General features: G+C 37.7%; 23 protein-coding genes, 6 tRNA genes, 1 rRNA gene and 2 other RNA genes. 23 read left to right on the top strand and 9 right to left on the bottom strand.

What is annotated here, in order from left to right; translation table 11 throughout:
- Positions 1–43: 43 nt before the first annotated feature.
- Positions 44–595, bottom strand: coding sequence for a DUF4352 domain-containing protein (locus U9R83_RS17805; protein WP_182421786.1), 552 nt, complete (start codon positions 593–595; stop codon positions 44–46).
- Positions 596–1026: 431 nt separating this feature from the next.
- On the opposite strand from U9R83_RS17805, the gene U9R83_RS17800 reads away from it, so the two are divergent.
- Positions 1027–2031 (top strand): AbaSI family restriction endonuclease, encoded by a 1005-nt coding sequence (locus U9R83_RS17800; protein ID WP_328575339.1) that lies wholly within the window; start codon positions 1027–1029, stop codon positions 2029–2031.
- A gap of 253 nt (positions 2032–2284) precedes the next feature.
- On the opposite strand, the gene U9R83_RS17795 is transcribed toward U9R83_RS17800, so the two are convergent.
- Positions 2285–2440 carry a hypothetical protein gene (locus U9R83_RS17795; RefSeq protein WP_013058266.1) on the bottom strand — a complete coding sequence of 52 codons (156 nt, stop codon included), beginning with the start codon at positions 2438–2440 and terminating at the stop codon, positions 2285–2287.
- 356 nt (positions 2441–2796) lie between these two features.
- Between U9R83_RS17795 and U9R83_RS17790 the strand changes: the two genes are divergently transcribed.
- From U9R83_RS17790 to U9R83_RS17735, 12 genes are all read left to right on the top strand, one after another.
- Positions 2797–3057 carry a hypothetical protein gene (locus U9R83_RS17790; RefSeq protein WP_328575338.1) on the top strand — a complete coding sequence of 87 codons (261 nt, stop codon included), beginning with the start codon at positions 2797–2799 and terminating at the stop codon, positions 3055–3057.
- A gap of 526 nt (positions 3058–3583) precedes the next feature.
- Positions 3584–3763 carry a small acid-soluble spore protein H gene (locus U9R83_RS17785; RefSeq protein WP_182421789.1) on the top strand — a complete coding sequence of 60 codons (180 nt, stop codon included), beginning with the start codon at positions 3584–3586 and terminating at the stop codon, positions 3761–3763.
- 343 nt (positions 3764–4106) lie between these two features.
- Positions 4107–4295, top strand: a non-coding RNA gene (gene ssrS, locus U9R83_RS17780) — 6S RNA.
- Between the two features lie 13 nt (positions 4296–4308).
- An RNA gene (ffs, locus tag U9R83_RS17775) (signal recognition particle sRNA large type) lies at positions 4309–4573 on the top strand.
- Between the two features lie 52 nt (positions 4574–4625).
- A 5S ribosomal RNA gene (rrf, locus tag U9R83_RS17770) occupies positions 4626–4741 on the top strand.
- 124 nt (positions 4742–4865) lie between these two features.
- On the top strand, positions 4866–5717 hold the full coding sequence (locus tag U9R83_RS17765) for a tyrosine-type recombinase/integrase (RefSeq protein ID WP_182421790.1): 852 nt from the start codon (positions 4866–4868) through the stop codon (positions 5715–5717).
- 333 nt (positions 5718–6050) lie between these two features.
- Positions 6051–6127: transfer RNA gene (locus U9R83_RS17760), tRNA-Ile, on the top strand.
- A 15-nt stretch (positions 6128–6142) separates the two neighbouring features.
- Positions 6143–6235 (top strand) — tRNA-Ser (locus U9R83_RS17755).
- 18 nt (positions 6236–6253) lie between these two features.
- Positions 6254–6330: transfer RNA gene (locus U9R83_RS17750), tRNA-Met, on the top strand.
- Positions 6331–6340: 10 nt separating this feature from the next.
- A tRNA-Leu gene (locus U9R83_RS17745) sits at positions 6341–6425 on the top strand.
- Between the two features lie 9 nt (positions 6426–6434).
- Positions 6435–6511, top strand: a tRNA-Arg gene (locus U9R83_RS17740).
- 114 nt (positions 6512–6625) lie between these two features.
- Positions 6626–6716 (top strand) — tRNA-Ser (locus U9R83_RS17735).
- 344 nt (positions 6717–7060) lie between these two features.
- Here U9R83_RS17735 and U9R83_RS17730 read toward each other — a convergent pair.
- Positions 7061–8236 carry a NupC/NupG family nucleoside CNT transporter gene (locus U9R83_RS17730; RefSeq protein WP_034267114.1) on the bottom strand — a complete coding sequence of 392 codons (1176 nt, stop codon included), beginning with the start codon at positions 8234–8236 and terminating at the stop codon, positions 7061–7063.
- Positions 8237–8669: 433 nt separating this feature from the next.
- Here U9R83_RS17730 and U9R83_RS17725 point away from each other — a divergent pair, with 433 nt between their 5' ends.
- A complete protein-coding gene (locus U9R83_RS17725; protein WP_116740021.1) occupies positions 8670–9335 on the top strand; it encodes an MOSC domain-containing protein in 666 nt (221 codons plus the stop codon).
- Between the two features lie 57 nt (positions 9336–9392).
- Here the strand turns inward: U9R83_RS17725 and U9R83_RS17720 are convergent, their stop codons facing one another.
- Positions 9393–10241 (bottom strand): C40 family peptidase, encoded by an 849-nt coding sequence (locus U9R83_RS17720; protein ID WP_048019390.1) that lies wholly within the window; start codon positions 10239–10241, stop codon positions 9393–9395.
- Between the two features lie 516 nt (positions 10242–10757).
- Here U9R83_RS17720 and U9R83_RS17715 point away from each other — a divergent pair.
- Positions 10758–11672, top strand: coding sequence for a DMT family transporter (locus U9R83_RS17715; protein WP_243549685.1), 915 nt, complete (start codon positions 10758–10760; stop codon positions 11670–11672).
- A gap of 48 nt (positions 11673–11720) precedes the next feature.
- On the opposite strand, the gene U9R83_RS17710 is transcribed toward U9R83_RS17715, so the two are convergent.
- Positions 11721–12371 carry a DUF975 family protein gene (locus U9R83_RS17710; protein ID WP_243549683.1) on the bottom strand — a complete coding sequence of 217 codons (651 nt, stop codon included), beginning with the start codon at positions 12369–12371 and terminating at the stop codon, positions 11721–11723.
- A gap of 193 nt (positions 12372–12564) precedes the next feature.
- Between U9R83_RS17710 and U9R83_RS17705 the strand changes: the two genes are divergently transcribed.
- Positions 12565–12918, top strand: a complete 354-nt coding sequence (locus tag U9R83_RS17705) for a DUF4181 domain-containing protein (RefSeq protein WP_014458949.1) — start codon at positions 12565–12567, stop codon at positions 12916–12918.
- Between the two features lie 35 nt (positions 12919–12953).
- Here the strand turns inward: U9R83_RS17705 and U9R83_RS17700 are convergent, their stop codons facing one another.
- The gene (locus U9R83_RS17700; RefSeq protein ID WP_328575337.1) at positions 12954–13967 is read right to left on the bottom strand and encodes a S66 family peptidase; all 1014 of its coding nucleotides are present in this window, start codon (positions 13965–13967) and stop codon (positions 12954–12956) included.
- A gap of 148 nt (positions 13968–14115) precedes the next feature.
- Between U9R83_RS17700 and U9R83_RS17695 the strand changes: the two genes are divergently transcribed.
- Entirely contained in the window at positions 14116–14628 is a 513-nt protein-coding gene (locus U9R83_RS17695; RefSeq protein WP_182421713.1) for a sigma-70 family RNA polymerase sigma factor, read from the top strand.
- Between the two features lie 19 nt (positions 14629–14647).
- Positions 14648–15811 (top strand): DUF4179 domain-containing protein, encoded by a 1164-nt coding sequence (locus tag U9R83_RS17690; RefSeq protein WP_243549679.1) that lies wholly within the window; start codon positions 14648–14650, stop codon positions 15809–15811.
- A 46-nt stretch (positions 15812–15857) separates the two neighbouring features.
- Here U9R83_RS17690 and U9R83_RS17685 read toward each other — a convergent pair whose 3' ends face one another.
- Positions 15858–16277, bottom strand: a complete 420-nt coding sequence (locus U9R83_RS17685) for a MarR family winged helix-turn-helix transcriptional regulator (RefSeq protein ID WP_243549676.1) — start codon at positions 16275–16277, stop codon at positions 15858–15860.
- A gap of 143 nt (positions 16278–16420) precedes the next feature.
- On the opposite strand from U9R83_RS17685, the gene U9R83_RS17680 reads away from it, so the two are divergent.
- Together U9R83_RS17680 and U9R83_RS17675 are read left to right on the top strand one after the other, a co-directional pair.
- Positions 16421–16768 (top strand): DUF6054 family protein, encoded by a 348-nt coding sequence (locus tag U9R83_RS17680; protein ID WP_243549674.1) that lies wholly within the window; start codon positions 16421–16423, stop codon positions 16766–16768.
- A gap of 204 nt (positions 16769–16972) precedes the next feature.
- Positions 16973–17356 carry a FixH family protein gene (locus tag U9R83_RS17675; protein ID WP_168761094.1) on the top strand — a complete coding sequence of 128 codons (384 nt, stop codon included), beginning with the start codon at positions 16973–16975 and terminating at the stop codon, positions 17354–17356.
- Between the two features lie 63 nt (positions 17357–17419).
- Here the strand turns inward: U9R83_RS17675 and U9R83_RS17670 are convergent, their stop codons facing one another.
- Entirely contained in the window at positions 17420–17800 is a 381-nt protein-coding gene (locus tag U9R83_RS17670; RefSeq protein WP_168761093.1) for a VOC family protein, read from the bottom strand.
- A 329-nt stretch (positions 17801–18129) separates the two neighbouring features.
- Between U9R83_RS17670 and U9R83_RS17665 the strand changes: the two genes are divergently transcribed.
- A complete protein-coding gene (locus U9R83_RS17665; protein ID WP_013058248.1) occupies positions 18130–18297 on the top strand; it encodes a hypothetical protein in 168 nt (55 codons plus the stop codon).
- Positions 18298–18452: 155 nt separating this feature from the next.
- Here U9R83_RS17665 and U9R83_RS17660 read toward each other — a convergent pair whose 3' ends face one another.
- Positions 18453–19382, bottom strand: a complete 930-nt coding sequence (locus tag U9R83_RS17660; protein ID WP_168761092.1) for a DUF3298 and DUF4163 domain-containing protein — start codon at positions 19380–19382, stop codon at positions 18453–18455.
- 424 nt (positions 19383–19806) lie between these two features.
- On the opposite strand from U9R83_RS17660, the gene U9R83_RS17655 reads away from it, so the two are divergent.
- Both U9R83_RS17655 and U9R83_RS17650 read left to right on the top strand, forming a co-directional pair.
- A complete protein-coding gene (locus U9R83_RS17655) occupies positions 19807–20064 on the top strand; it encodes a FeoA family protein (RefSeq protein ID WP_013058246.1) in 258 nt (85 codons plus the stop codon).
- Positions 20057–20788 carry a FeoB small GTPase domain-containing protein gene (locus U9R83_RS17650; protein WP_116739995.1) on the top strand — a complete coding sequence of 244 codons (732 nt, stop codon included), beginning with the start codon at positions 20057–20059 and terminating at the stop codon, positions 20786–20788. Before U9R83_RS17655 ends, U9R83_RS17650 begins: the two co-directional genes overlap by 8 nt.

The raw sequence follows: 20788 nt of genomic DNA, 5'->3' as shown, positions 1-20788 counted from the left end.
TAAATGTTGAACGTTTAGTGAGCTTTTACTGTATGGAAAAGTATTATTTAATTTGAACTTTACTTCCGTTTATTTCAATGTACCATTTACCTTTTGCATAACTATCTTTTGAAACCTCAAATACGTCAACATCCGTAACTTTGATACCTGGATTTAAATCACTTGCAATCTTAGAGTCATCAATGTTAGTTTCAACTGCATAATTTGATGTTGCATCAATATCAGCGTCGTATTTTGTCCCTTTTTCATCAACGAGGTTAATTGTTGGGGTTGAAAAAGCACCTAATGGTTTGTCAGAGATGTTTTTAACAGTCCATTGAATAGCAACAAGTGTACCGCCTTCAGAAGCTTTTTTGTTTGCATATTGGTTTCCAACTTGTTCTCTTTCCTCTACTTTTGTTACAGAAACTTCCGCTTTATCATCTACTGTAAAAGTGTCTCCCACTTTATGAGCTTTTTGTTCTTCTGATTTTGAAGAGTTAGAACTAGATCCAGAACCACTATCGTCTCCACCTGATGCTACGACAGCAATTACTACAATAAGTGCAATCAGAATAATAAATCCTAAACAGCCAATCTTAAAAAATTTTTTCATTTTAGTGCATTTCCTCCTGTACCATTAAACATGCATTTATTATGTATTTATAATGCATGTTTAATCTTTACATATAAATAGTTATATTACAATATTAAATTTCCTTATTTTAATAATAGGTTAGATCAAACTGCTTAATATACATTAATAAGGACTTATTATCCTGAAATTAAGCCTTGATATGTTTCGTGGTTAATTTTTGTATATATAAATTATTTTACCAATATATAAATATTGAAAATAGTGTGTAAGTATGTATATCAAAATACTTAGCAGAAACTTATAGCAACAAGAGAGAGGAATTGTAAAGGTAAGACCCAGTATACAGTTCATCAAAAGAGTTGCACTCCCTTCCTCGTTTGGATATGGTTATTTAGGCATTCATTTTTATAGTGCTACAGCAGAGGAAAAAGAGAGGATCTAGAAAAGTAATGAACAAATATGACTATATTAAAAGACAATTAGCGAAAACAAATAAAAAAAACGATGAGAATTATATCATTACAAGGATCTGGCATTTGCTTGATAATTACGATATAAAAATAAATACTCAACAGTATGTAGTACGTTCAAATAAAAACCAAAAGGTCGAATACGGATTAATTGATTTATATTTTCCACAGTTTAATTTGGCTGTTGAGATTGATGAAGCCCATCATAAGAACGATATAAATCAAACAATGGATGAAATTAGAAAAAATGATATTGTAAATGCGTTAGATTGTGAATTTATTAGAATAGATGCTACTCAATCTTTTGAAAAGATTCACGAAAAGATTGACCAGATAGTAGAAAAAATTAATCTGCTAACAAAGGAAAAATGGTTTATTCCATGGGATGTGGAGAAGGAATACGATCCAAATACTTATATTGAACAAGGATATATAGATGCTGATGACAATGTTTCTTTACGGTTAGTTGCAGACTGTTGCAATGTGTTTGGAGCTGGCTATGCTCACGGAATTCAAAAAAGTGGAGCCCCGCACAAATTTGAAGAAGATACAGATATTAAAAGATTAAAATTTTTCCCTAATGAAACTTGGAACAATCAACTTCTTGAAAATGAGGAAATATTTATTGAATATAATACAATTCCAGAAGAGAACGAAGCCTACTTTCAAAAAAGAATGTATCAGCTGAATCAGAAGATCGCGCTATTTGCATACGCTAAAACTTCTTCTGGACGATTTGAAGCGATATTTAAAGGACTTTATGTACTAAATCGTGAAAAAAGCAAAGATACAGGCGTTCTAACTTATAATCTTATATCGACCATAATGCCGACCTACTATCCAAAAGATGTTAAACAACCTCTTAGAATCGCAGAAGCCTATAATAACGACGGATATAAAGTAGCACACTTTTATACAGAGAATCAGGTTAGAAAATTTGAAGGTAAATATAAAAAGAGATATAAGATAATATCGTATTCATAAAAAAATGTTTTTATTATAAGTTTCGGAAAGAATGGTTATGTTAAGCTACACTTTTTTATTTTGTTATAATACTTAACGATTATCTAATGTGAGATACTTTCTTTTTATTTGAATTCTGTTTTCATAATAGAATTCAAATTCTTTTTAGCTTGGTGCCTCTTTTTCACATAAGTCTTCTTCACTCTAAAAAAGAAACCTCAGTTCAAGTCATACATTTGAACTGAGGTTTCTTATTATCCTCGAAAGGTTAAATTTATTTTTTATTTACTTGGCGTCCACTTTTTTTCTGGCTCTGGGAACTTGTGTTGCCAGTTTGAAATTCATTCCCTAATTCAACATCATTTCTTTTATCTTGCTTTTCTACTTGCTCTCTTGTCTGATTCTTTTTCTGTATCCCTTGTTTTGACATTACTTATCTCATCTCGCTTTCACCTAGTATTGTTTTTAATATGTACAACTATAAGAAAAAACATATAAATTAAATAAATAAATTGTTAGTTGCTTCTGAATCAAAGCCCTATTTGCCACTAGGCGAACCCCAGCATATAAACAACCGAGCACATCTTACATTACTACCTACACCTTACCTAATGCAGTAATTTTTCTTTTTTAGTTTTAGGGTGGACGGACAAGCTCTATGGGATTAATTTGATTTTGGAATAAGTGAGAATAGGATCGTAAAAAGGACACATAATTAGTAAAACAATTACTGTTGTTTAATATGTCAAGAGATGAAGATTTTACTCATTTTTGGAGGAAGTTGCAATGGAGAATGATCAAACGTTGAAAAATGCGATGAATGAATGGGCACGTGTAACTAAGGATCCACAAATGTTAGTGACTTACGAAGTAAACCAGGAATTCCAAGTAGATGAAACATTGACATTAAAAAAAGCTGAAAAACAAGGGAAAAAAAGAGCTATTAAGAGAGTAGCGTTAAGAATGCTACAAAAAGGTATGGATAATCAAACAATATCTGAATTAACGGAGCTTACAGAAGAAGAGATTGAACAGATTCATAAATAACGAATGTAAACCGAGGGTAGGAAGAAATAGATCCAAAACAAAATTTTATTTTATTACGATAAAAAAAGGGCTACCCCAAAATAGGAAAGAGGTAGCTTGCTCGACTCAAGCTAAAAATTGAATACATCGGTTGAGTTAAAACAACTACATTATTTTAACATGTATAAAAATTTTGGTAAAACGCTATCATTTCCAGTTTTATTAACTAATTTCCTCTGCTAAAATGGAATTATAGGGATCAAGAGAGAAGGGTAGATGAGGCATATGAGTACGAGTCTATTGCTAACTTTAGGGGTTATATTTTTGGCAACAATAGCTATGGCCATTTTAATTAAGATTCCAGAAGAAGATTAAACCGTATAATAAAATAAAAAGCTATCTCAAATAATAAAGGAGATAGTTTTTTTATTGCTTCATGTCTCATTTGAAAAATTAAAATTGATTTTATATAGAGGAATTAGAGGCATAAAAATTAATTAAAAACAAATACTTTCACTGTCATAAATAAAAAGGAGGCTAGATAAAGATGGATGCACAAAGAGCACAAGAAATTGCCGATTCAGTCGACATGGCCAATGTAACATATAACGGGAAAAGCATTTACATTGAGCATGTAGACCAACAAAATGGGGTAGCTACAATTCATAACCTGGATGAACCAAGTAATAAGCAAAGTGTTTCTATATCTGAACTAGCAGAACAATAATTTACTCTTAGAATAAAAAAGCCGTTTTATGTAGGCTTTTTTTATTTTTCTCTCATTTTTATGGAGAGGGGATAAGAAGAAAAAATAACCACATTAGAAAAGTGTTGTTAGATCAAGGATGTATAAAAATCTAACCGTAATGAACTTTACTTTTAAATGAAGGACTCAATATAATGAAACACGACTCCTTATAACTTCCATCTTTCAAAGAAATCCCTTCCCAACAGCAGTAAATCAAGCAAATAAGAAAACATTGCAGGTTAGAAGTTGTTTTTTCGTTTATGTTGACTTCTACGAAATTTTATTGTAGGATAATCTATATCATCAATAAACACATTAAATACTTATCCTACGATGTACGTTATGCCCTATTTGTTTTGAACCGTACTGTTTATTTGGGATTCCTACATTTGTTGACGGATGCCATGCCTGTCTTTGACACAGGATTGCTGGAACGTTAATATGCGGAAACCCACCTGCGAGATCGCGGGTTCACAAAACAGATTGGGAGGACGACATAGGTGGGAATCCCTTAACTATACATACCGTGCTAGACGGGGAGATGGCGGTGCCCTGTAACCTGCAATCCGCCTTAGCAGGGTTTAATTCCTAACAGAGGTATGAGTCAGGTAAGGTCTGACTTGGACAAGTGGTGTTGACAACTAGGTCCTGCACAACAGAAACCTATGAACATGGTCAGGTCCGGAAGGAAGCAGCCATAAGTAGATTCTTCTGTGTGTTGCAGCACAACCCGGTCGAGCTAACTGTACAAGTAACGCTTATTTGATCATGTCAATGACGGGTGCACGGTGTTTTTACTTAGTAATTTTTATTTAGTGTTAAGAAAACTATCTTTAATAGGTCTGGTGGCGATAGCAGAGAGGTCACACCCGTTCCCATATCGAACACGGAAGTTAAGTTCTCTAGCGCCAATGGTAGTGGGGACTTTGTCCTCGTGAGAGTAGGACGTTGTCAGGCAAAAAACAGCCCATCATATCAATGATGGGCTGTTTTTTTGTATATTAATTTCGTTTAAATTGATTTCTACGAAATTAAATGTTATGTTTTACGTAATTTATTAGTATATGTAGGAGGATTTAGAGTGAAAAAAAATAGCCTAGAAGTTATTCCGTTGATTGATGACTTTAGCCAATGGTTAATAGAATCAGGCAAATCTGATAATACGATTAAAACCTATCGAGCAGTGCTAAACCAATTTCATGAATGGCTTCTAAGTAAAGGTGAACATTTAGATCAAGTAACAAGAAATAATGTCCAAACTTATATGATTAACCTTGAATCTAATAATAAAAGTGCGTCGACTATAGAAAAAGCTTTTGTAACAATTAGCGTTTTTGCACGCTTTCTTGAAAAACCAGAAATTGTTCAAAATATTGAACGTAAACGAAAAGAGAAAAATAACGAGGTTGTACCACAGTCATTAGAAGCAAGTGAGCTTGACCGTCTTTTAGCTGAAGTAAAGCAACAGGGAAATCTTCGTGATATTGCTATTGTATATACTTTATTACATACAGGGATTCGGGTATCAGAGATTTGTGCTTTGAATCGTAAAGACGTAGAGATTAACAAATCTGACGGTTTTTTAATTATCCGTAATGCTAAAGGATGTAAAAAGCGATTTGTTCCTCTTTCTACAGAAGCAAGGAATAGTTTAAAGAAATATATTGATTCACTTGATTCTAATCATGAAGCTTTATTTGTCTCTAATTTTGATAGAAGAATGTCTGCACGTACGGTTCAGTACATGTTAAAAAAATATAATGTAAATCCCCATAAATTACGCCATACTTTCTGTCATGAGTTAGTTAAGAAAGGGATAGATATTGCAACAGTTGCTGAATTAGCAGGCCATTCTGATGTGAATGTTACAAAACGATACCTAAAATCTTCTACAAGAGATTTAGAAAATGCGATTACGCAAACCTTTTTATAAAGAAAACTCTGTAACAAGAATCATGATTCTTGTTACAGAGTTTTCTTTATTTAGGTGTATGTTCCTAATTAATAATTGCAAAATTAAGTATTAAAACACAATTTACATAGATGTTGACTTCTACGAAATTATAAGGTAAAATAATTTTTGTTGGTAACAAAACAGATATCAATTATTTAATTACTAGTCCATGTTTTATATGAAGGAGTAGCATACAGATAAACACGACTGACTGTAAATCCTTTCCATGATTATTGGTGGCATAGTCAAGTGGTAAGGTCAAGGTCTGCAATACCTTTTGCCGTCTCTACATTCTAATAGAGAGCTTAGAAAAGACCTTTAGCTCAGCTGGTTAGAGCAGACGGCTCATAACCGTCCGGTCGTAGGTTCGAGTCCTACAAGGTCCACCATTGAACCTGACATATGGAGGAATACCCAAGTCTGGCTGAAGGGATCGGTCTTGAAAACCGACAGGGGTGTCAAAGCCCGCGGGGGTTCGAATCCCTCTTCCTCTTCCATTATATCTTTGTTATTATCGCGGGGTGGAGCAGTTCGGTAGCTCGTCGGGCTCATAACCCGAAGGTCGCAGGTTCAAATCCTGTCCCCGCAACCATTTTTCACATGCGGATGTGGCGGAATTGGCAGACGCGCTAGACTTAGGATCTAGTGTCTTATGACGTGGGGGTTCAAGTCCCTTCATCCGCACCATTTTAGGAAGCGCCCGTAGCTCAATTGGATAGAGCGTTTGACTACGGATCAAAAGGTTAGGGGTTCGACTCCTCTCGGGCGCGCCATAAACGGGAAGTAGCTCATTTTGGTAGAGCCCAATTCTGATAAGCGTGAGGTTGGTGGTTTAAGTCCACTTAGGCCTACTATTATTCCACAGTATCTCAGTGGGAAATCCATACAGAGAAGTACCCAAGTGGCTCAAGGGGCTCCCCTGCTAAGGGAGTAGATCGTTAACGCGGTGCGAGGGTTCGAATCCCTTCTTCTCTGCCATTTTATAATTTTATCTGGTCCGTTGGCCAAGTGGTCAAGAGATTATCCTTTTAAAAAGGTAACACGGGTTCGAATCCCGGACGGGTCATTACAAAAAAGGCAGTTTGCTGATAAAGCAAGCTGTCTTTTTATTGGATAAGAGATATTGCTTTAATCCATTATGTAAAACTAATTTAAATGTTATTAGAATGAAGATAAAAAGCATTTGATAATAGTGCCGATAACTCGGAGTATGTCAACAGAGATATTTAATAAATTTCAACATTGTAGAAACGCTCCAGATATAACCCAAAAAGAACCACCCCCAACAAAAAAGCACTCACTAAAAGTGAGTGCTTTCCTCATTAAATAAACAATCCAACCATAATACCTGTTAAAATCGATCCCATTGTTGCGACTAGCAGCATTTTCAAACCAAACTTCGCAACGCGTGAAGCTTGTTCCCCGTTGATTGCTTGGATCGTACCAAGAACGATACCAATTGAGCTGAAGTTGGCAAATGAGATTAAGTAAGCTGATACGATACCAATCGTTTTTTCAGAAAGGTTAGGCATCATTTTTTGGAAGTCAAGCATGGCAACGAATTCGTTTGCTACTACTTTTGTTCCCATTACGCCGCCGGCTCTCATTAGTTCGTCTGCCGGGATACCCATGATAAAGGCAATTGGGTAGAAGATATAGCCTAAAATGTCTTGAACCGTTAATCCGATTACGCCATTTAATACGTAGTTCACTAATGCTAAAAGACCAACGTATGTAACAAGCATTGCTGCTACGATTAACGCAACGCGTCCGCCGTCTAGTGCTCCGTCACCGATTGCTTCAAACAGCGTGCCTTGCTTAGCAGGCGCTTTAATATCGACTTCGTTTTCATCTTCCACTTTTACAGGTGCAACGATAGAAGAAACGATTAAACCAGAGAATACGTTTAGCGGAAGGGCAATTAATACGTATTCAGCCGGGATCATCTGCATGTATGCGCCTAGAATCGAACAAGAAACGGATACTAAAGATGTTGTTGTAACGATAAATAAACGGTTTGGTGTTAAACCTCCGATGTGGTTTTTCACCGCAATTAGCGCCGTTGTATCACCAAAAATCATCGCATTCACCGCTGTGAAGCTTTCAATTTGGGGAAGTCCGGTAATTTTTGAAACAAGTCCTCCGATATATTTGATCCCAAAGGGTAAAATACGAGAGTAGTTTAAAATACTTAATAATGCTGAAACGAATACAATCATAACTAACGTTTGGATAAAGAAAATGCCTTTTCCTGCAAGATCTCCAAACACGAACGAAATTCCGTCGTTACCAAATGATAAGATCTTTGTAAATACACTTGTGATAAAGTCAAGCACCTTGCGACCAATCGATGTATTCATCATAAAAGCAGAGATAGCAAGCTGAATAACCAGCATGACTGCGATGCCTTTGTAGTTGATAAGTTTTTTGTCGTTTGACATGAGGAATGCAACTGCTAAGATAATTACAATCCCGATAATTCCCATTAAAATTGACATTTACTTTTCTCCTTACATGTATTCTATATTTATAAAAGAGGGACGTGCATAGAAATGACTATGCAAATCGGCCTCTATTTTATACAAAAACGGAACTTCTACGCCAATTTTGTTAAAAATGGGCAAAATTTTTTAGGCCATTGTAAAAAATGACGTAAGTGTAAAATAATATTTACTATGTGCTAATATGTAAAAAAACATGCAGAACTGACATAATAACTTATATTTCGACAGCCTCTACTATCTTAAATCATTTCGAACAAAAGAAAAAGAGGAAATGAAGATATTTTTAATATAATTGTGAAATATTTTTTAAACTTTCATGATATTGCCAAGATTTTAGTGGAATACACAAAAAATAAGAGCGCCATCTTTAAAATGTGGTAAAATATGACGTAATTAGTAAGGGAAAACGGGGAAGGGAGAGGTACGAATGAATCAACGTAAAATAATTCATTTAGCAACCGGCATGCCTGAACAAATGGCATACAGTCCTGACAAAGAAATGCGCACAGGCATATGCAAGAAGCAAGTAGACGAGACCTTTTTAGCAAAAGAAGGGTTTCAAGGCGACGGCGTTGCGAATTTAAAGTATCACGGCGGACCGGATCGTGCGGTGTGCGTGTATCCGTATGAACACTACAAAAAATGGAACGAAGAATTTGATACGGAGCTGCCGATGTCTGCGTTTGGAGAAAATCTTGTCTTAGCGGGCATGGTTGAAAAAGACGTATGCATTGGAGACGTTTATCAAGTGGGGGACGCTGTTATTCAAGTGACGCAAGGTCGAAATCCATGCGACACGATTACAAAGAGAACAGGCGTTAAAGGTCTTTTAAAACGAATGATTGAGACAAGCTATACCGGCTACCTTTGCCGCGTGTTGAAAGAAGGCACAATTACGAAAGACGCGGAAGTGAAATTAATTCAAGCCCATCCAGACCAAGTATCCGTTTGGTTCACGCTTGATTTATATTTCCATCATTCAAAAGATGTAGAAGGGATGAAGCGAGCGTTAGAAGTTTCTGAACTTGCGGAAGACTGGAAAAATAAATTTCAAACGCGGATTGAAAAGGCTCTTTCTGTCGCGCAGCGATAAAAAGTAAATGCCCTCCAATCGTTAGAACGTATCTAACGATTGGAGGGCATTTTTTTCTTAGAAGCGTCCGTATCCTAAGAAATGATCTTGATAGTAAGAAACATCTAGGTCAGCTACTGCTACACCGTGTGAACCAGCATGAATCATTTGGCCGTTTCCGATGTAGATTCCCATGTGAGATGGGCCGCTCGTGTATGTGTTTTGGAAGAATACTAGATCGCCTGGTTGTGGAGACGAAATTTTTGTCGCCATGTTCCAGTAGTTTGCTACGCTTGTACGTGAAATGCTGTGACCGCTATGGTTGAACACGTATGCGATAAAGCCTGAGCAGTCAAATCCGCTTGGTGTGTTTCCTGCCCATTGGTAAGGTGATCCTACTAAACTACGTGCAACATTTACTGTGCTTCCAGAAGCCGTGCTTGTTGTTGGAGCAGGTGCTGGTGTGCTTGTTTCTTTTGCTGCAGATGTAGATGCAGATGCTGTAGAAGTAGAAGGAGTTGATGTGCTTACACCTTTTACTTGGCTTGTTGTGCTTGGTTTACCTGATGCAATTGTTACGTAGCTTGAGCTTTTTGAAATCCATTTGTTTGGTGCAATTTCAACTAAGCCGTTTGCTTCTTTTAAAATAGCAAACTCTTGGCCTTGTGTTGCAGTTCCAACGACTGGAGATGAAAAGCTAGCTCCTTGACGAATATTTAACGCACTCACGTTTACGATGACTTTTTGATTAGTAGTAGTAGTTGCTTGTTGTTGAGGTACGCTTGGCGTTACCTTTTCTTGTACGGGTGCTGGTGCAGCGCCTCCGTCATTTGCACTTGCTGAAGTTGTGCTAAATGTTAGGGCAGCGGGAACAAGTAATGCTGCTAACCCCATATTCATAACTGTACGATTTGCTTTCTTTAGCATGTTCTTTCTCCCTTTCCATAACTTGTTTTATTCACAACTGTGAGTCTATCAATCCTGACAGGAAAAGTAAACATCTAATTCCAAATTACGACATTTTGTAACATAGTTTTAATATTAAAGGGCGATATAAGTAGAATTGTCACCTTCTCTGTAATAATTCTGACAATTTATCTAGGTAGAAATGTTTAGGAGATTCATAGATTTATTAGAAAATATGTAAGCTAAATGAAAAAGGGGAACAGAAACCCAGCAGCTGAATGGCTTCAAGGCTTTTAGGATGTATAAAAGCTATAGGTAAAAAATGATATCGTCACTAGCCATGCACTTTATTTTTTTCTAAATGAACACATTAGAGAAGAATGATACGCTGTCATAAAAGAAACTCAGTTACTATAACTGCTATACATAAATTACATCAAAAGCATCCAGTTGAAGCGAGTGAAAAAGAAGCGTAGTATACAAGGAGGAATGAACGCGTGAATCATTTACATTCATATATGTAGGAGTGGTTGTTGTATGAAACAGTCATCATCTTTTATTAATGGGATTCTTTTAGCTGCTCTTGTACTGATTTGGGGATTAACATGGCCGATATCGAAGCTGGCGCTTGGCTATTCATCGCCTATTTTGTTATCTGGCCTGCGGTCATTAAGTGCGGGAATCATCTTATTAGCAGTCGCACTTCCAAGATATAAACAGCTTCACTGGAAGCAGAACTGGCGTAAATATATGATGTCAGGTCTATTTAATTCAATCTTATTCTACGGCCTTCAAACAATTGGACTTATGTTTATGCCAGCAGGCGTCTTCAGTGTGATTGTCTACTTGCAGCCGGTGCTCATCGGCATCATTGCATGGCTGTGGATTGGAGAAAGCATGAACGTTGTGAAGATAGGGGGCTTGCTTCTTGGTTTTGTAGGTGTAGCTACCATCAGCATGGGAGAATTATCTGCTAATGCTTCAGCCGTTGGAATTCTTTTAGCTGTCCTTACGGCACTGAGCTGGGCGATTGGAACTGTCTATATCAAACGTATTAGCAATAGCGTAGACGGCATTTGGCTTATTACCATTCAAAGTCTTGTCGGCGGAGTGGTTATGACAGCAGCCGGAAGCGGAGTGGAAGGATGGTCTCATATGGTGTGGAATTCATCATCTGTGCTGCTTCTTTTATTTTTAGCGCTGTTTTCTGTTGCCGTTGCATGGCTCATTTATTTTTATTTAATCAGTCAAGGAGATGCCAGCAAAGTGGCGTCGTTTAATTTTCTTGTGCCCATTATTTCAATTATCATCGGCACGCTCTTTTTAAATGAACCGTTTACGTCTTCCCTTTTTGTAGGCTTGGTGCTGATTATTGTCAGTATTTATTTAGTGAATAAAAAAGCGAAGAATCAAAAGTTTAAGCCCTCTGATGGAGGAGACCAGGCGGCTTAAAGCTAGCTATAAAAAAACCGTATTCGCAACCCGAATACGGTTTTTCGTTTATTCAGCGACTTCTGCTTCATTTGCTTTTAGCTTTTCATAAAATACGCCAAGCGAAGTCGTTACATACGGAACGAGCCATAATAACCCGATGCCAAGCGTAATCATACTTAAAATTCCCCAGCCGATAAAGCTTAACAGGAGTAAAAAGTAAGTCCACTTGTAGCCGTTCATTAACCGTCTGCTTTCAGTAATAGACTGGTTGACCGAATAATCTGGGTTATCGCGGAATACGTAGTAAGCCTGTGAATAGGCAAGACTTTTGATGATGCCAGGAATAATTAATAAAATACTCCATAGCACGGTATAGATAATCGTTAGTAAGTAAAGTCCGAGTGTTCTAAAATATAAGCCTGCAGATGAAAACGAATCAAACACACTTTTAACGCAGACGTTTTCTCCTCTTACTAAACGCAGCAGTACCCAGTAGTAAGAAAAAAAGAGCGGTACGAGCAGCAGGGATACAATATTAGCTAAGGTAGACTGAGAGTATTCGGTTTCAGACCCGCTTGGAAATCCGTTAACAAGAAAGTCAATAAGTCCTGGAATACCGGCAGCAATTAGATACGTAACGAACGTAAGCAGTACGGCAAATCCCCAGCGGTTTTTCAGCGCTGCGAGTGCACCTTGCTTCACTTCTTTTATTTTCATAACGTGATGTCCCCCTCTAGATGAGTTTATACAGAGAATTTAACCTGTACATTAGTCAATATATTAGCGATTTTTAAATATATGAATGCTTGCACTAATAAGTTGGATAAAGTTTTTTTAGATGCTTGAAATTTATGGAAAGTCCTTTAAAATGGAAGTATAAGGATATTTTAAATTAGAAGGAGGGACGGAAATGACGCTTGTGTATTTGCTGATCCTGGCGGTTGTCTATATCTTTTTGGATCTTTTTATGCGAAAAAAGCTGCATACAAAGATGAAAAAAAGCTATTGGAGAAGCTTTAAAGGAAGGCGTCCGCTGTTTATCACACTTGAAATGGTGATGCTTGCTGCGTTTTTAGTGCTGATTTTCGTTATACCTCCAGTCTACACCTCCGTTTTTATGTTTCTTTTCTTTTTTCTCCTGTACGTAATTCGAGGATTTGAAGAATGGAAGTTTGAAAGAAAGCAAAAAGAGCACTACCACTCGTGGTTTGGTGCAACTTTTTTCTTATTTGGGACGTTTATATTACTGATGACAGATATGTAAAAAAACAAGAGAACGAAAAAAGTTCTCTTGTTTTTTTATGTAAAGTATTGAACAACTGTGCCCTTATCTCTTTCTACGTTAACACTCGCATACGCGCCGTTAATAAGTGTGAGCTGAGGAGGGAGGTGGCCGCAGTCGATGTCATAGATAACAGGAATATATAAGTCAGAGGCAAGGTCATGATACACATCTTCAGCGGTGTAGGAATCAACGGGTTGATTAGCGATGCTTCTGCCAAATAAAATACCCGAGCAGTTATCAAACCAGCCCGCTAGCTTAAGCTGAAGAAGCGAACGGCGAAGGTCTACAGTCGTCAGTTCACAGTTGTCAAAATACCAAATCACCGGTTCAGCAGGAATATATTTTTCTCGAAAAGCTTTTACATCTCCAAAAGGAGTTCCTACCAAGTGCCTGATTACGTCAATACATCCTCCGAGCAGGCGTCCTTGTATATGAACGTCGCTTGACGCTGTGTGCTTCCAAGCCGTTTGCTCGGTTAAATGAAACACGCATGGTGACGGGTTATCGTGCTGCCATTCTGTTTGATAGCAATCAGAAGAAACTTGAGCTACGCTTTCTCCTTTTTTGGTCGTCAGCACCTGCTGCCACATCGCAGTCGTTGGATCCCAGTATTCTCCTCGCAAGTCCACAAAGTTGGTTCCATGAGCCGTTGCAATCCCGGTATTAAGTATAATAGCCAGCAAAAGAACGCTGGTGTCAGAGTAACCAAGCACCCATTTTGCTTTCCATTTCGTAAAGTCGAGATGTTCAAGAATTTCAATCAGCAGCTCGCCTCCCCAAGGCGGGATAATGATATCAATGTTTTCATCTTCTATCATGGCTTGAAGTTCACTTGCCCGTTTTTTAGGAGAAGAAGATTTTGCTTTGTGCTGTGTCCAAACGGTTTCTCCCGGTATAACAGAAAAGCCTTTTTCTTTCATTCGTTCACACGATAAAGAAAACATGGAATGAAGAGCTTGAGGTACACCAGAAGAAGGTGCGGTTACGCCGATAGTTGGGTTGGATGTCAGAAAAGGATAGGTAATCATAGCGGCCTCCTTCAAAGGTTTTAGCTTATTTTACCAGCGGGAGAAATACTGAACAAGCTTATTTTTAATTTAATGTAGGAAGATTGATAGGTTTTGTAAAAAGAATCCGTATTAATAGATGTAAAAGCAATCGGAAAGGAGCAATGTCATGGAAGATGACTGGATTGTTGCGTGTATAACACGGAAAAAAGAAAAAGGATTAGAGCTGTTAATCGATCAGTACGGAGGGTTAATTACGGCCATTGTACGTAAGCATCTAGGCACGCTGAAAGGTTATGAAGAAGAGTGTGTAAACGACGTATTGTTAGCCGTGTGGCATCATATTCACCGCTTTGATTCGGAAAAAAATACGTTTAAAAACTGGGTTGCGGCTGTTGCTAAGTACAAAGCCATCGACTATCAGCGCAAATACATAAAAACGCAGCACGAAGCGCTTGGCGAAGCGGAGTTTGGTGAAACATCAGGAGTTCATAATGTTCAAGGGGACGACGTGGAAGAACTTTTAGGTCACTTAAATGAAGGAGACCGCGAGCTGTTTAAAGCGTATTACTTACAAGAAATCGAGCTGAAGCAAATTGCTAAAAAGCAGCAGACCACCATCAGCAATTTATACAACCGGCTGTCGCGCGGACGAAAAAAGTTAAAAGCTATTTTTAAATAAGAAATAAGGAGGGACAAAGATGAAAAATCATTACGACTTATTAAATGGATCTTCTATAGATGTTGGTGAATATGAAGAAATCGAGCTAACGGCAAGCGAGAAAAAACGAATGAAAAAACGTTTAAAACGTGAAATAAAGCCGGCGCGGAAAAAAGCGCGTCCGCTGATTGCCGCTGCGGTGCTGCTGCTTGCTGTGACGCCTGTGATGATACAAAACGAAACGGTATGGGCATCGGCTGTGCGAATCAGTCAGCAGCTTGGTCAGCAAATCGAGCTGCTTATGAACAAGCCTGAAGGCAGCTTGAGCAGCTATAAAAAAACGGTAAATGAAACGGCAACGGACCAAGGCATTCAAGTAAAAGTAAATGAACTGATGCTTGATGACGGACAGGTGCTGCTCGGGCTGACGATCAGCGCAGATGAAATTAGAAGAACCGCACTAGGACTTAACCAAAACGCGCCAATTCGACCGGGAGAGCTGCGTGTAAAAATTGGAAACATGTCGTTTTTTGATTCCGCTTCAAGTATTAGAGAGGAACCAATCAAAAACAAAGACGGAAGCTGGGACTACTTGTATGCTTTAAAATTAACGCAAGCGGACACGAACGGAGACGGGAAAATCGATGTGGAAGGCTACAACGTGCTAGATCATATTGATCCAAACAAAAACTATCAAATCAGCGCGCAGTTCACAAGCCTCGAATTTGAAAAGAATCCTGGTCAGACGAAAAGCGGGAACTACCGGGATTCGTACGGAGAAATTAAAGGGAATTGGACCGTACACACCAGCGTAAACGGCTCAAAAATTATTGCTGATACTAAAGTGTATCCGTTAAACAAAGAAATTCCGATTAACGAAAAAGGAATAGAAGGTGTATTGTCCATTAAAGAAGTTCGCGTATCGCCTGTTTCGATTAAAATGCACTATACGTTTACAGCATCAAAAGGAAGTATCCGAGGCGGAATGGATGTCGGTGTAGACATAAAAGACCAAAACGGAAGAAATCTTTCTGAAAGCGGCAGTGGAGGAGGAACAGACAGAGTGCTAGAGATGGACGGAGAGTACCGAAATGATAAAGACGTCATTATGCTTAGATTTATTCCATATGTAAGTGATCATGAAAAAGACTGGTCAAAAGACTTAACCTCGGACGCCTTTAATTTGAAGGTAAACAACAACTAACCAAAATAAAAACCAGATGCCTGCTTAGCTTGCATCTGGTTTTGTATTAGATATCCATTTTATTTAACAAGCGAAGAAACGTCTGTAATTCTTCATCCGTAAAATGGCTAAGCTTTTCACCATATTCTTGGGTGAGTACTTTTTCCATTTCCTCTGCAAACGCTTTTCCTTTATCCGTAATCGATAAGTAGACAACGCGTCGGTCTTTTTGACTGCGTACGCGCGTGACAAATTCTCTTTCCATCAGACGGTCGCTGATGCACGTCATGCTGCTGTTTGAGATGTGCATATGCTCGGCAATCTCAGAAACGATATGATTGCCTTCTTTATACAGCAGGCGAAGCGCTAAAAATTCATTTAAAGGAATATATGATTTTAAAGTGGGGATAACCGATAGCTGCATTTTTTTCGTTTGGTTTCGCATCGTGGAAACCACATTTTGGATAAGTTGATCTCGTGTATTCATAGAGGTTGCATGCTCCTTTTTCCGTTCAAACAATTTCTTTTCTTTTCTATTGTACCATATTGTATATAAAGAGAAGCGGCAGGTTTTTTAGAGGGAAAAAGAGAAGTAGTACATATCTGTTGCAATAGAAAGGGGCTTGAGTGATGGAAAAGGTAATTGAGTTTAAAACGACGCTGCTTCCTTTTGATGGAGCAAAAAAGCTTGTGAACGCAAATAATTCGGAAAGTGACTTATTATACAAAGAATATTATGATCTCGGAGACGGCAAGCAGATGTGTACGCTTGTGTTTGAACGCTATTTTTTCCGCACCGGCGGCAGAGGATCTTTAACCATTATTTTAGAAAATGTGTCGGGTCCAAACAAAGTTAAGTGTATTCCTTCAGGAAGCGCAGAAGGGATATTAAATATTGACTGGGGAGCAAGCAAAGATTTTGTACGATGGGTAGAAAACGCACTGACTGCTTATACGCTAGAAGAACCGCAAAGATAAAGGCAAAGCTGGAGAAGGCAATAAGCTTCTTCAGTTTTTTTGTGAAGCGAAGGGCGAGTAGAGAAATGAAAAGATGCAAAAGCTACTGTAGAAATAAGAACTTTATGTGGACAATAATCATTTTTTCTCTTTTTACCAGATAAATGAGTATAATATGAAATTGCAGGAAGACTTCACATTTACATAACAAAGGAGAACAACATAATGAAAAAACTCAGCATCGTGTTATTTGTGTTAATGATAGCTATAGTAGGCTGTTCAAAAGCAAATGATTCACGTTCAAAAGAAGTAAAAGGAACGATTGAAGTACCGGAATCCATTCAAGCAAATGAACAAGTCAAGCTTAAAGTCCTTGTGACGCAAGGAGATAAAAAAGTGGAAAACGCGGATGACGTACAGTTTCAAGTTGAAAAAGAAGGCTATATCAATCAAGAAATGACAAAAGCACCGCACGAAGGAAAAGGTGTATACAGCACGGGCTATACGTTTAAAGAAGACGGCGAATATACGATTACCGCTCACGTGACGGTAGACGGTGACATGAAAATGTTTACGAAAAAAATAGAGGTAGGCAAGTCTAAAGAGTAGTACCTTATATAGCCATTTAAAAAGAGAATGCCTTGTGCATTCTCTTTTTTTTATAAGGTCGTTTTAATCTAAGTAATTCGATAGCTCAATCAGATTGTGATCAGGATCTCTCACATAGACAGAAACAATAGGCCCTACAGCACCTGTACGTTTGACCGGTCCTTCTTCAATTTCTACATTATGTTTTTGTAAGTGACTAATGACGCTTTCAATTTTTCCCTCCGTAATAAAACATAAATCAGCGGAGCCGGGAAGAGGATGCTTTGCTTTTGGCTCGAATTCATGGCCTGCTTCATGTAAGTTTATTTTTTGTTCACCAAAACGAAGCGCTATTCTTCCTTCTCCGAATGTTTCTTTTTGCATGCCTAAAATAACCGTATAAAAGTGAATCGTTTTTTCAACGTCCTTTACCGTTAGTACAAAATGGTCTAATTTTTTAATCATTTCGTTTCCTCCTCACATTGTGAACTTTCTTCCTCTGACGGTAGGGTAAGTACTGGGTGAGATCTGAGAGGTTTTTCTATAAATAAGTATATCATTTGTAAATTAGAAAATAGCCAAAGACAGCTTTATGTCCATTTCCAGTTCAAATGAGAGTTTTATAAATAGCCTGTTTTCTAAAATATTGTGGTTTTACACAATGCATGAAAGGTTTATGGGATTTTATGTTAATATTGGATGAAGAGTAGCATTTATTTTAGTAACTTATTACGGAAAGTTTGTTGATTAGATGTGTTAAAAATTTAAATACATATATGAATGGAGATGCTCGTATGTCTATGGGGATACTTTCTTTAATCACTTTTGTTATCTGGTTTGTAGCCATTCAAGAGTTTTTAAAACCTGAAAAGAATCAGAGTAACCGAAAGATAATGATGTTAACATCCGCAGGCTCCTTGCTGACGTTAGTTTTGACCATTTCACTTTTTCAAACGCTATAAAAATACTTCTAAAAGCGGTTTTTCCTAGGCTATAAGAAGCGGAATAGGGCTCACCTTTCTTTTTTGCTCCGCTTATTCTGCAGAAAAAAAGAAAAAGAAGCATGTGAACTGATGGTTCGCAGGCTTCTTTTTTTATGTTTTTTTGTATGACGATCTTATTTATAAATGCTGGAAGGAATTTTAAACGTATGAATGCCGTTAGAATACGGGCCGTACTCATACTCACCAAATATAATGGCAATGCCGCTACTTGTGTAGTAAAACTGATCTTCTTTTAAGTTTACAGACTTAAATTCATTAATCCAGAATTGAGCACCTTTTTTATTACGAGCGATCATTTCATTGCGAATATAGTTATTAACTTTATTTAACTTAGTGTTGGTGTTAATAATATCCTTTAAGTTAATTTGTCGAGCTTTTAACAAATCGTAGTTATAAGTATCAATCCAAGCGTTGCCGTGAACGCCGCCAGCGTACGCATCATTCGTAATAGCAACACTTAAAATATTATCTTGGTTGTAAGGTACAGAGTATGTCATATTACGAGAATAAGGACCTGGCGCCCAGCCGTTTTTGCGGTCTTCCTTCTCTTGTTCTTTTAGCTCGTGGTGTTCTTTTTGTGCTTCTTTCGCAATATTTAAGAACTTTCGATTATAGCTAGCCTCAAATGGTTTATTGATAAGACCCGATACCTGCGGATAGCTAATGTTGCTTGCTAAAGATTTCTTCGTGACCGTTACTCCTAAGGCCTGAACTTTGTCACTAGGCGCTTTTTCATACTTAATACTTGATGACTTTTGAGCATAGGTACCCTTTGATACGCCGTAAAGACCACCAAATTTACTAGATTCAGAATACACGCGGAATACTTGCCCTTTTGTCACTTTTCTAGCCGCTACTAACTTGTTGTTTTTAATGTTGTAAAGATTCGTGTTCTTTAAAACTGTAACGCGTCCTATTTGCCCTTTAACCAGTTCCTGATTCCCCCACACGACTTTTGCTTCTGCAACTGTTTGCGGAGCAAGCGGGGAAAATAATAAAGCAAAACCTAAAACAACTGCGCTAACCCTTTTGAACCTTTTCATAAAAGCCCCCTAAAGTGATTTTGTAGGTTTTAAAGCTAATCAATACTTTATTTTCCAAAAAAGCTCATTCACTAGTATAGCACAACTTTACATTTTTTTACTTTTATTAATTTCTTTTTACTGAATTATTTTTTGACTTACTTTTATTAGATAAAATAGACCCGTGTTTAACACTTTATGACTTCAGTAGAAATAAGTAAAAAGTCAATTATTTATCCTAGACTAAAAAAGTTTCCTGTGGTAAACTTTCGGTATCATGACACGTACAAACTGAAAATTTCAAATAAATGATGCTGACATGTTCATTTTTCTGCACCAGCAGAATACCCTATTAAAAATCAACGAGCATATTTTTTTACTCTAAAAGTTGGTCTAATGAAAAAAATATAACCATAGGTAAAAAAAAAGAAGGGATGAAAAATAGATGGCTAGTGTAAATAATTATCCATTGTCTACATTTACGACAGGTGAAACAGTACAGTTAGAGCGAATTGAGATCGAAGGTGCCTTAAAGCGCCGCTTGTTAGATTTAGGATTTATTCCAGGGGCCATCATTAAAGTGCTTCAAAAAAGCCCGTTAGGAGATCCTGTTGCTTATCAAGTCAGTCATACAACGATTGGTCTGAGAAAAGAAGAAAGCTCAAAAATTTATGTAAAAAAAGTAGGTGACGACGGTGAGTAAATATCGTATTGCACTAGCAGGAAATCCGAACACAGGAAAAAGTACGTTATTTAACGGGTTAACCGGTCTTAAGCAGCATACCGGAAACTGGACGGGAAAAACCGTAGCCAAAGCAGAAGGGACGTTCGAACATCATAATCAGCTTTATACGATAGTGGATTTACCTGGAACGTATTCACTTTATTCAAACTCGGCGGATGAAGAAGTAGCGCGCGATTATATTTTGTTTGAAAGACCTGACGTGACGGTTGTGGTGGTGGATGCAACGGCGATGGAACGAAATCTTAATTTAGCGCTGCAAGTGATGGAAATGACGGAAAACGTCGTGATTTGCGTGAACTTAATGGATGAAGCAAAGAAAAAAGGAATTGTGATTAACGAAAAAAAGCTGGCTGAATCGTTAGGGGTACCAGTTGTACCAATATCAGCTCGCAATAAAAAAGGAATTACGAATTTGCTGGATGCGATTGAAGGAGTCGTGCGCGGGGAAGTAAAGCTTAACCCTTACCAGGTGCAGTACACAAAGGAAATTGAAGCTTCGCTAAAAGAGCTAGAGCCTCAAGTCGCTTCTATTGTTGGAAATCAATTTCCTCTCCGCTGGATTGCTTTACGGGTTCTTGATGGAGACACGTCATTTTTAGAAACGATTCAGCAGCGTCAGCAAAAAGATATCAGCCACACAGAAAGGAGGAACAGCGCATATGGGAAATCCGTTAACTCCTGA

Origin of the sequence: Priestia sp. LL-8 (genome assembly GCF_036227845.1) — a bacterium.
In the GTDB taxonomy this organism is placed as follows: Bacteria; Bacillota; Bacilli; order Bacillales; family Bacillaceae_H; genus Priestia; species Priestia zanthoxyli.
The sequence above is the reverse complement of the archived record's forward strand: the minus strand, read 5'-3'. Positions and strand labels throughout refer to the sequence as shown.